We start from the raw sequence: 8830 nt of genomic DNA on the forward strand, positions 1-8830 counted from the left end.
ATTTTCTAGCTTCTCTCTGCTTTTTCCGCTGTTGCATCGTCCAATCATCGCAGGTGTCCTCCGCGGCACCCTCTTTACAAATTGCCTGCAACCGCATATAATTGTTGCAAGGTATGTGGTGTTTGCACAACATACCATCTTCCAACTGAGAGATGTGCTCTCAGTTATTCTTTTTATACTAAGGTTTTCTGACCGTCCGGTTAGACGGTATAGGCAGCGTAGAGGCAGTAGTGATGACAGAGAAACCGACATATCTGACTCGCGAAGGTCGCGCCCGTTTGGAGGCCGAGCTTGAGCACCTCATTACCGTTGAGCGTAAGCAGATTGCCGAACGGATTGCTGCGGCCAAAGAATTAGGCGATATTTCCGAGAGCGGTGAATATGAAGATGCCAAGAAGGCACAGGCTCTATTAGAAGGTCGCATTCGCGAGTTGAAGCACTTGCTTTCACGCGCCGAAGTGATCGACGAAGATCAGATCAGCAATGGTGAAGTACGACTTGGTTCGTCGGTAACCGTTCGCTTTGAAGAAGATGGTACAGAAGAGACGTGGACGATTGTTGGTAGCGCCGAAGCGAATCCCCGTCAGGGGCGTATCTCCAACGAATCGCCACTCGGTGCTGCTCTCCTCGGTAAGCGAGCCAGAAACAAGGTGACGGTACATACTCCTTCCGGCATCATGAAGTTGACGATTCTCAAAGTGCGATAGTAAACACCGGACAAACGCCGCGCCGTGCTAGAGGCAATCATGTGGTGATTGTCTACATGGTGGTGCCTGTTCGTTTCTTTCAGGCGTCGACCTCTCGACGCCTGATTGTATTTTTCCGGTATAATGAGAAAAAGACGAACCGACGTTGGTGGAAGACGACGGCAATGCATACAGTTTCGGCATAATCCTATGGAATTAAACGATTTACAGGCCCAACGTGCCGCGAAGCTCGAGCAGTTGCGAGCGGCAGGTCTTGATCCTTACCCACCTCGCTGCCAGCGTAGCCATACGATAGGGGAAGTGCTTGCCGCTTTCGACGAACTGGCTGCCAGCGCTACGCCGCTGACGCTGGCGGGGCGGATTGTCGGTGCCCGCCGAATTATGGGTAAGATCGCTTTTGCGCATATTGAAGACGGCAGCGGTGAAATTCAACTCTGGTTAAGTCGAGCCGATGTAGGCGATGAGTGGTTTGACCGTTTTCGCGACCAGCTTGATACGTTTGATATTGTGCAAGCCAGCGGGGTCCTGCGCCGCACTAAGACTGGCGAGCGGTCACTGTTTGTACGTGAACTGGCAATCTTAGCCAAGGCAATCAATCCACCACCGGAAAAATGGGCCGGTCTACAAGACGTTGAAGAACGGCATCGCCAACGTTACCTCGACTTGATTGTTAATCGCGACCGCCGCGACATCTTTCGTGCTCGCGCTCGGATTATCAGCACGATGCGGCGCGTCCTCGATGAACGCGGCTTTCTCGAAGTCGAAACCCCAGTCTTGCAACCGCTCTACGGTGGTGCTGCGGCGCGTCCGTTTATCACCTATCACAACGCGCTCGGCCAAAACCTTTATCTGCGTATTGCGACCGAACTCTATCTCAAGCGATTGATTGTTGGTGGTTTTCCTGGGGTGTACGAAATTGGCAAGAACTTTCGGAATGAAGGAGTGGATCGGTCGCATAATCCTGAATTTACGATGATGGAATGCTATCAGGCGTATGCAGATTATCACGCAATGATGACCCTCGTTGAAGAGATGCTGAGCGAAATCTGTCTGGCTGTGCACGGTACCACCACGATAACCTATCAAGGACGTGAACTTGACTTTCGGCCACCTTGGCCACGGATAGCGATGGCAACGGCTATTGCCGATCGTACCGGTATCGATATTACGCAACTGACCGATCTTGCTACCCTCCAGGCAGCGATCGCCGATCACGGGCTGCGCGTTGAACGCAAAGCGTCGTGGGCCAAACAGGTTGATGAACTCTTCTCGGAATTCGTGCAACCATACCTCTTCCAGCCAACGTTTATCATCGACTATCCGGTAGCAATGTCGCCCCTCGCCAAACGTATTCCTGATCGTCCTGACTTTACCGAACGGTTCGAGGCTTTCATTGCCGGAATGGAGATCGGGAATGCCTTTACCGAATTGAACGATCCGTTTGATCAGGAAGAGCGTTTCCGTGAACAACTGCGTGCTTTTGCCGCCGGTGATGAAGAGGCCCATCAAATGGACGAAGATTTCATTAATGCTCTCTGCTACGGTATGCCACCGACTGGCGGTTTGGGCATTGGTATCGACCGACTGGTTATGGTATTGACCGACCAGTCAAACATCCGCGAAGTGATCCTCTTCCCACACTTGCGGGAACGATCCGATTAAGCAAACGGTGCTGGCAAACCATCACCAGAAAGGAGGTTTTTATGCCCCGCTCATTTACGGTTGAACGTGAGAGTTTGCCGGCGGTTGTCCAGCGTTGGATTGAGGCCATTGGTCTTGGTGAGGAGGAGTTGATTGAGCTGGTGTTTACCGAACGCGAATTGCTGATCAGACGCCCGATGAGTCCACACTTGCGCGCCTGGGCAGAAGCGATGTGTGATCAGTACGATCGCGCTTTTCGGCAGATTGTTGGCATCTAGTAACGAGATAGCGCAATGCTTGACGAAGAATCGGCGGAGATCGTCTATCTGACAAAAGATGATGTCCTTGATCTGCATACGTTTGTGGTCGAAAGGTACGGCGGTCTATTCGGGATTAAGAGTCAGGATCGCTTGCAAATGGTATTACAAGCGCCACGCCAGCACCTCTTTGGCACAGAATTGTATCCCGATCTGTGCAGTAAGGCCGCCGTCTTTACCTTTTTACTGGTCAAACATCATCCCTTTAACTCGGCAAATGAAGCTACTGCTTTCCTGAGTCTGCTCCGTTTCCTTGCGATCAATGGCGCTTGTTTACGACCAGAAGTTGGACCAGATGAGATTGCCTGGGTATTTCGGGCGTTAAGCCATGGCGATATGGATCGAGAAGAGCTTGAGCGCTGGCTACGCGAGAATATAGGAACGTTACCATGACGCGGGTGCTCATTAACGGCGCAAAAGGGATGCTGAGCGCACGAGTGGCGCAGTTGCTGAGTCAACAGGATGAGGTGATCGTGCTAGGTCGTCAGCTACCAGAAGCGCCGATCGGGCGCGCTGACTGGCTGACTGCACACCTTGATCGTCATCAATTGCTTGAACTCTTGCGCGCTGAACAGATTGAGACGGTCGTTCACTTCGATTTGTTGGGTTTCAACGAGCCATTACCCGATCACGAAACCACCGTCCAGCATAACGTTATTGGCACAATGGAGCTTCTCGGTGCCTGTCGTGCTGCCGGAGTACGCCACATCGTACTGCGAAGTCATGGCTGGATTTACGGTGCCAGTCCCCTTAATCCGTTATTCATCAGCGAAGAACATCCGATCAGAACCCAGCATTATCGTGGACTGTTACGTACCCTGGGTGAGGTTGAGCAGATCGTTAGCGATTTCGCCGCACGCCATCCGCAAATCACGGTGACGGTGCTGCGCTGTGCACCATTGCTGAATCCGCAAAGCCAGCTTATACGCTATCTCTGTTCGCCATCGCCCCAGGTATTGTTCGGTTTTGACCCAATGATCCAGTTGCTGCACGTAGACGATGCTGCCCAGGCGGTGGTCGCCGCCGTCCAGCAACCGATAGGTGGGGCATTTAATATCGCTCCGGCGCAACCAATGCCGCTCAGTCAGGTGATCCGACGGCTTGGTCATCAGCCGGTTCCGGTGTTAGGGCCGCTCTTCGATAATCAGCCACCACCAGGATGGCCCTTTGAAGTCGATTTTTTACGCTACCGCTGTACCATCGATCCGCAACGGGCCTGTCGTCTGTTGGGATGGTCGGCAAGGTACGATATGGCGACAGCCCTCGACTCACTCAAGCCACTATCACCGGAAGAGGAACGCGCAGCGGCCGCACGTGCGCTCGATGAATTTTTGAACCGCAGGAGAAGAACTGATGAACGATGAGCCGGTTGATCCCCAGGCTACACCTAAAGAGCCGCGCCGCTCACGCCGACGGCGAGTGCAGACGGTGACTGTGGAGACGGAGCAGGGACCGCTCCAGGCGGCAACTGACGACGGTGCAGAAGCAGGAGCAGTTGACCCGCCACAACCAACACCGCAACCTTTAGAATGGGATGAACCAACACCGGCTCGCCGAACGAGTGAGCAATTCTTTGAAGTGGAGGTTGATATTCGCCAGCAGAGTGATCAACAACCTTCACCACAGGCAGCATTAGGTCATTTTGCGGCTGGTGTTATACGGCTGATTGGGGAAAATCTCCAACGTATGACCCAGGCGCAGATCGAGCGCGTGAATAGCATGCTGCAAGGAGTCGATCTGCGCGATTACCTCGACCCCGATTTCTGGAAAGGCATCGGGATGGTGCTACGGTATCAGATCGACGAGCAGGTCAACTTTATTCAACGTCGGTTACGCGGTGAGTACAGCACCGATCCCTTCGGCATGGATCGTGAGATTATCGAAATCGCCCGCCCGTTTCTTACCTTCATGTACACAACGTGGTGGCGGGTAACGGCCACTGGTCTTGAACACGTACCCGCCCAGGGGCGCGCCTTACTGGTCGCAAATCACAGTGGGGTCTTACCCTGGGATGGGGCAATGATTGCAACTGCGGTTGCTAATGAACATCCGGCTCAGAACGAACGGATTGTGCGCTCGCTGCACTTACACTGGTTTACGACCCTGCCGGTGATTGCTCCGACACTGGCTGCTCTTGGTCAGGTGCCAGGGATTCCGGAGAACGCAATTCGGTTGCTCGAACAGGATGAATTGGTCTGTGTCTTCCCTGAAGGTCTGAAAGGGGTGGGGAAGCTCTTTAAAGATCGCTACAAGCTGGCTCGCTTTGGTCGTGGTGGGTTTGTACAGGCAGCGTTGCGCACTCAGGCGCCGATTATACCGGTCGCCGTTGTTGGCGCCGAAGAGATCTACCCGATGCTGGCCAATGCTGAGGGAATTGCGAAGTTGTTCGGTTTTCCTTATTTCCCGCTTACTCCTTTCTTCCCGTGGTTAGGTTTGTTAGGTGTTATTCCATTGCCCACCCGCTGGAGCATCACTTTCTGCCCTCCGATTGCCACCAATGAATACGAACCAGCGGCCGCCGATGATCCTATTACGGTACTGGCTTTATCAGAGCAGGTGCGTGAGATTATCCAGGAGACAATTAATCAGAAGCTGGCTGAACGCACGTCAGTATTTTGAGTAGTGGCGATGGCGATAATTTGATACATTCAGAGGAAGCAAGGGGTGCAGTAGAGCTGCACCCCTATCATTTACTACTGCTGTAGTGATGTAGAAGACAGAGACCGCTCAAATAAGGCAAATACCCTCCCATTGATGAGATGTTGGGTAATGTAGCCTGCCAAAAACGGAGGCTGGCGATGATTAAACATTTGCACAAAGCAGAGGAAAGGGTGCAGGTAACAGGAGCGAGAAGAATTTTTATGAGCATACTTTTTGAGCGCTTCATATCAATGCGTATATCTGGGATTTAACACCATTGCGTAGCAGGCTGAAAGTGTGGTAAGAATAACATAGGATATGCTCTGGTTGCTAGATTAGGACCTCACATGCCATACCGCATCTGGATAATTGTGATCAGTCTCGTTGGCTTGATTTCCTGTACTGTTGTTCCAGGAAGCAGGACAGATGAACCATCTATACCGCCTACAGCGCCAATCTTGGCGCCGGTTGCAACAATTCAGCCCACCGCCACCGTTACGGCAACTTCGAATACGTTGGCAAGCAGCACTCCCGTTACAAATGAATCGACATCTACACCAGAACCGTCTATGACAGCTATTGATCCAGCGACATTTGATTATGCGCTTGAGCGTATCGCTGATGGCTTTTCGCGTCCGACTCATCTCACCCACCCTGGTGATGGGAGCGGACGGTTGTTTGTAGTTGAGCAGGCCGGTCAAATTTGGATTTTGCACAACGGCAAACGATTATCAACTCCATTCCTCGATATTCGTGAACGGGTAGGATCACGTGGCAATGAACAGGGATTGCTCAGCGTCGCGTTTCATCCACAGTACGCGGCAAATGGAAGGTTCTTTGTGAACTATACCGATACGCGCGGCAACACGGTGATCGCCGAATACCGTGTCAGCAACAATCCTGACCAGGCAGACCCAAGCAGCGCCCGTGTGTTGTTGCGCATTGAACAGCCTGCCGCGAATCATAATGGTGGCTTATTACTGTTTGGCCCTGATGGCTACCTCTACATTGGCACCGGTGATGGTGGTGGGGCTGGCGATCCGATCAATGCTGGGCAGCGGTTAGACACACTGCTTGGCAAGTTACTGAGAATCGATGTGGACAATGGTCAACCTTATACGATCCCGCCCGATAATCCTTTCGTTGGATTGTCTGGCGCTTTGCCAGAAATTTGGGCTTACGGGTTGCGCAACCCCTGGCGCTTTACTTTCGATCCGGTGCGTGAGCTGATTTTCATCGCTGATGTTGGACAGAATGCGCAGGAAGAGGTCAACGTCGCTTCGGCTCAGGCAGGCGGTTTGAATTATGGCTGGCGGCTCATGGAGGGTGACCAGTGCTATCGATCAGCGAACTGCGATCCGACCGGTCTGGTTTTACCGGTAGCGGTGTATGGTCACGATAGCGCTACCGGTGGTTGTTCGGTGACCGGAGGTGAGGTGTATCGCGGTGAACGGCAGCCGCTGTTAAACGGTGTCTATTTCTACGCCGACTTTTGTACCGGTAATCTGTGGGCGCTCTGGGCCGATGCTGATGGAGAATCGTGGCAACATGCGCTGGTTTCCCGCGTGAATATTCAAACGACATCGTTTGGGTTAGACGAGGCAGGAGAAATGTATTTGCTTGACCGGGCTGGTGGGGTGTACCGGCTGGTTGCCTCTGGACATCGAGACAGGTAATACCACATCATGGTTTTTCAGCGGTCTCAGCTTTTCGATCATGCGCTCACATACCCGCCAAAAACGCTCTGATCAGACGCATCAATTCGGCGGGTTGATCTTCTTGAATGGTGTGACCACTATTGGCAACGAACACCAGTTGGCAATTGGGAATGGCGGCAGCCAGGCGTTGTACATCTTGTGGTAAGTTGTTCTTTTCGCCGTCACCATTGATGAGCAACACTGGACAGCGAATGTGCGACGCTGCACGCAGGCAAATGTCACCACCGGCGGCCAGTATGGCCTCGGCTGCCCTTACCCAACCCTCTATCATTGGTTCGAGCTGTTCACGACCGTGTAATGCAATAATCTCGTCTCGCCAGGCTGCCCGTTGCTCACCCCAGGCTGAAACCGGTAACCAGTCTTGCACAGCGTCAACCATGGCCTGACTGATCACACCAGAAACACCCCACGCCACTACACCACGCACCAGATCAGGATGCCGTGCTGCGAGAAGTAATGCACTCTCGGCGCCGTCGCTGAATCCCATCACGACCACTTGCCCCGGCTGTACCATATCGAGCAGTTCGGCCATATCATCCGCGTCGCGCTGATAGAAGTTGGGTGGAAAATCGCGATTCGGTGGCCGACTGGCGCCATATCCACGTAAATCGGGGGCGATAATCCGATAATCCGGGCTGAGTTCATCGATAAGCAAGCCCAAGTGACTGCGCGCTGTGCCGGTAAAACCGTGCATAAGTAAGAGCGGTAAGCCACTCCCTACATCGTGATATGCGATGATTGCTCCATCACGTAGCGTAACTTGTCTAAGCATAAAAATCCTATAATGATAACAAACAGCGATAATGTACTTACTGTGAAACCAAGATTGAGAGTTATGCAATGACCATAGAAGACTTGCGTGCCATTCCGTTGTTCGCCAGTCTTGATGAGGCAACGCTAGCCGATACTGCTCGTCGGGTACAAATCTGCAACTATCGAGCTGGTCAATATATCATACACGAAGATCAACCCGCCCATGCCATTTTCTTTGTTGTCCGTGGTCGAGTACGGCTGTCACGCACTGCCCCTGATGGTCGAGAGCAGGTACTGGCGATGGCAGGACCGGGTGAATACTTCAATGCAGTACCAATCTTCGACGGTGGAACGAGTCCGGCGTCAGCACGAGCGATGAGTCAGGTTACCTGTCTGATACTGGAACGTGATGATCTACTGATGCTTATTCGCAAACACCCTGATCTAGCCCTGGCCGCCCTTTCTGATCTAGCCGGTCAATTACGCGAACTGGTGATGCTGGTAGAAGACCTGGCTTTCCGTTCGGTACGCGCACGCCTGGCGCGATTATTACTGGCCGAAGCTGCCGAAGGAACTGCTGAAGTGACGCAGCAAGAGCTGGCTGAACGCACCGGTACCGTGCGTGAAATTGCCGGGCGAGCACTACGCCGGATGGCCGAGGAACGACTGGTGAAGTTAGAACGCGGGCGAGTCATCGTATTAGATCGAACGCGGCTGGCGAAAGTGGCAGAAGAATAGGGTAGGGTGACGAGTGTGCAGAACAGAATCACCCCACACGCTCGCAACGATAGAGTGAAGCGTGTGGGGTGGCAAGGGTATGCTCAGCAAGCACAAGCCCTACTGAAAGAGAGCAGCGACCGTATTATACATATCAGCCAGTGAACCGCCGACAGCACTGATCGCCAGAACACAAACAAGTGCAATTAACGTAATAATTAACCCGTACTCGGCCAATCCCTGACCCCGTTCGCGTTGCTGCCCTAATCGGCGTACCAGGAACAACACGTGGGTAAGCATAGCATGATCACCTCCTTTCTTTTTATAATGCCACTGT

The 8830-nt window shown here is 52.8% G+C and carries 10 protein-coding genes; 8 read left to right on the forward strand and 2 right to left on the reverse strand.

Going from position 1 to position 8830, the window contains the following annotated elements; translation table 11 throughout:
* The first annotated feature begins 233 nt into the window (after positions 1 to 233).
* From greA to JE47_RS0112385, 7 genes are all read left to right on the forward strand, one after another.
* On the forward strand, positions 234 to 707 hold the full coding sequence (gene greA, locus JE47_RS0112355) for a transcription elongation factor GreA (protein WP_031460059.1): 474 nt from the start codon (positions 234 to 236) through the stop codon (positions 705 to 707).
* A 189-nt stretch (positions 708 to 896) separates the two neighbouring features.
* Complete coding sequence (lysS, locus tag JE47_RS0112360) at positions 897 to 2369, forward strand: lysine--tRNA ligase (RefSeq protein ID WP_031460060.1); 1473 nt, start codon at positions 897 to 899, stop codon at positions 2367 to 2369.
* 41 nt (positions 2370 to 2410) lie between these two features.
* Positions 2411 to 2626, forward strand: a complete 216-nt coding sequence (locus JE47_RS0112365) for a hypothetical protein (protein ID WP_031460061.1) — start codon at positions 2411 to 2413, stop codon at positions 2624 to 2626.
* A 15-nt stretch (positions 2627 to 2641) separates the two neighbouring features.
* A complete protein-coding gene (locus JE47_RS0112370; RefSeq protein WP_031460062.1) occupies positions 2642 to 3058 on the forward strand; it encodes a type II toxin-antitoxin system death-on-curing family toxin in 417 nt (138 codons plus the stop codon).
* A complete protein-coding gene (locus JE47_RS0112375) occupies positions 3055 to 4029 on the forward strand; it encodes an NAD-dependent epimerase/dehydratase family protein (protein ID WP_031460063.1) in 975 nt (324 codons plus the stop codon). The genes JE47_RS0112370 and JE47_RS0112375 overlap by 4 nt, the downstream gene beginning before the upstream one ends.
* Positions 4019 to 5284 carry a lysophospholipid acyltransferase family protein gene (locus tag JE47_RS0112380; RefSeq protein ID WP_031460064.1) on the forward strand — a complete coding sequence of 422 codons (1266 nt, stop codon included), beginning with the start codon at positions 4019 to 4021 and terminating at the stop codon, positions 5282 to 5284. The genes JE47_RS0112375 and JE47_RS0112380 overlap by 11 nt, the downstream gene beginning before the upstream one ends.
* Positions 5285 to 5874: 590 nt before the next feature.
* Complete coding sequence (locus JE47_RS0112385; RefSeq protein WP_236631226.1) at positions 5875 to 6981, forward strand: PQQ-dependent sugar dehydrogenase; 1107 nt, start codon at positions 5875 to 5877, stop codon at positions 6979 to 6981.
* A gap of 46 nt (positions 6982 to 7027) precedes the next feature.
* Here the strand turns inward: JE47_RS0112385 and JE47_RS0112390 are convergent, their stop codons facing one another.
* The gene (locus tag JE47_RS0112390; RefSeq protein ID WP_031460066.1) at positions 7028 to 7795 is read right to left on the reverse strand and encodes an alpha/beta fold hydrolase; all 768 of its coding nucleotides are present in this window, start codon (positions 7793 to 7795) and stop codon (positions 7028 to 7030) included.
* Between the two features lie 68 nt (positions 7796 to 7863).
* Here JE47_RS0112390 and JE47_RS0112395 point away from each other — a divergent pair, with 68 nt between their 5' ends.
* Positions 7864 to 8514 (forward strand): Crp/Fnr family transcriptional regulator, encoded by a 651-nt coding sequence (locus JE47_RS0112395; RefSeq protein ID WP_031460067.1) that lies wholly within the window; start codon positions 7864 to 7866, stop codon positions 8512 to 8514.
* A 99-nt stretch (positions 8515 to 8613) separates the two neighbouring features.
* On the opposite strand, the gene JE47_RS0112400 is transcribed toward JE47_RS0112395, so the two are convergent.
* Positions 8614 to 8830 (reverse strand): Flp family type IVb pilin (locus JE47_RS0112400; protein WP_236631227.1); only part of this gene is annotated, 217 nt, incomplete at its 5' end.

The organism is Chloroflexus sp. MS-G (genome assembly GCF_000735195.1).
In the GTDB taxonomy this organism is placed as follows: Bacteria; Chloroflexota; Chloroflexia; order Chloroflexales; family Chloroflexaceae; genus Chloroflexus.